General features: G+C 63.8%; 1 protein-coding gene. It reads left to right on the top strand.

Going from position 1 to position 1,428, the window contains the following annotated elements:
- Positions 1-2 precede the first annotated feature (2 nt).
- Positions 3-1,428 (top strand): IS1634 family transposase (locus tag CKO23_RS24660; RefSeq protein WP_440870598.1); only part of this gene is annotated, 1,426 nt, incomplete at its 3' end.

Genomic DNA, 1,428 nt, shown 5'->3' with positions numbered 1-1,428 from the left:
GCATGGCCGTCCATATCGACACCGCCTCCATGGCCAGTCCACGCCATTACAGCAGCCAGGTCCTCAATCACCTGGGGCTCGTGGCCGGAATGTACGACGAGCTGGGTCTCGGGGAGTTGATCGACCAGGTGCTGGTGCAGGCTGAAGACAGCCGCAACGTCTCCCTCGGGCAGGCGGTTAAGGCGATGGTGCTCAACGGCTTGGGCTTTACGCAGCGCGCCCTGTACCTCACCCCGTTGTTCTTCAAGGACAAGCCCGTGGAGCGCCTGCTTGGTCCGGGGATCACCGCGGAGCATCTCAACGACGATGTGCTCGGGCGCGCGCTGGATCGGATCTACGCCTATGACCCGACCAAATTGTATGCGCAGCTGGCCGCGCGGGCGGTGCGGCGCTTGGGCTTGGCGTGTCGTTTCGGGCATCTGGACGCCAGCAGTTTCCATGCCGATGGGCAGTACAACAGCGCTCTCGAGGAGGAACCGGCGGGCGTGATTCAGATCACTCGGGGCTACAGCCGCGATCACCGCCCAGAGTTGAATCAGGTGGTACTGCAATTGCTCTGCGAGCGCCAAGCCGGCATTCCCCTGCTGATGGAGGCCTTGAGCGGCAACAGCAGTGACAAAACCGCCTTCCGCGAGACCGTCAGGACCTACATGGAGCAGTTGCAAGGCGCTGTCGGGCTGGAGGTGCTGATTGCCGACAGCGCGCTCTACACCCGCGAGACGCTCCAGGAGCTGAGCGCCCAGGCGTGGATCTCGCGCGTGCCCGAAACGCTCACGCTCGCCCGTGAACTCATCCATGCGGTGGCCCCAGAGTTGATGGATGATCCCACGCAAGCGGCGTGGCGTACCCTGGGCACGAGCGATGGCGAAGTACGCCAACGCTGGGTCGTGGTGTATTCCCCGCAGGCGCGCCAACGCGCCCTCAAGAGCGTCGACAAGCACTGTCTCAAGCAGGGTCACGCCGAACTCAAGAGCTTCGAGCGCCTGTGCAGCACCGACTTCGCCTGCGAGGCCGATGCGCTCAAGGCCCTGAAGCGCTTCGAGAACACCCTCAAGATCGCGATGCTCGGTGAGACCCACATCGAGGCGCTGCCCCGCTTCAAGGGCAAGGGGCGCCCAGCCAAGGGACGCGCGCCAGACTTCTTTGTCTATCGCATCGTCGGCGCGCTCGCCTCGCGGGTGCAGGAGCGCCAGCGTCGCCTCGAGCGCAAGAGCTGCTTCATCCTCGCCACCAACCAGCTCGATGCGCAGATCCTCAGCGATGCAGATCTCATTGCCGCCTACAAGGATCAACAGAAGGTCGAGCGCGGCTTTCGCTTCCTTAAGGACCCGATGTTCATGGCCGCGACGCGCTTCCTCAAGAAGCCCGAGCGCATCATGGCCCTGATGATGGTCATGACCCTGTGCCTGTTGGTCTACGCCGCCTTGG

Source organism: Thiocystis violacea (assembly GCF_016583565.1).
In the GTDB taxonomy this organism is placed as follows: Bacteria; Pseudomonadota; Gammaproteobacteria; order Chromatiales; family Chromatiaceae; genus Thiorhodococcus; species Thiorhodococcus violaceus_A.
Note: the sequence above shows the minus strand (reverse complement) of the source record. Positions and strands in the feature narration are given on the sequence as shown.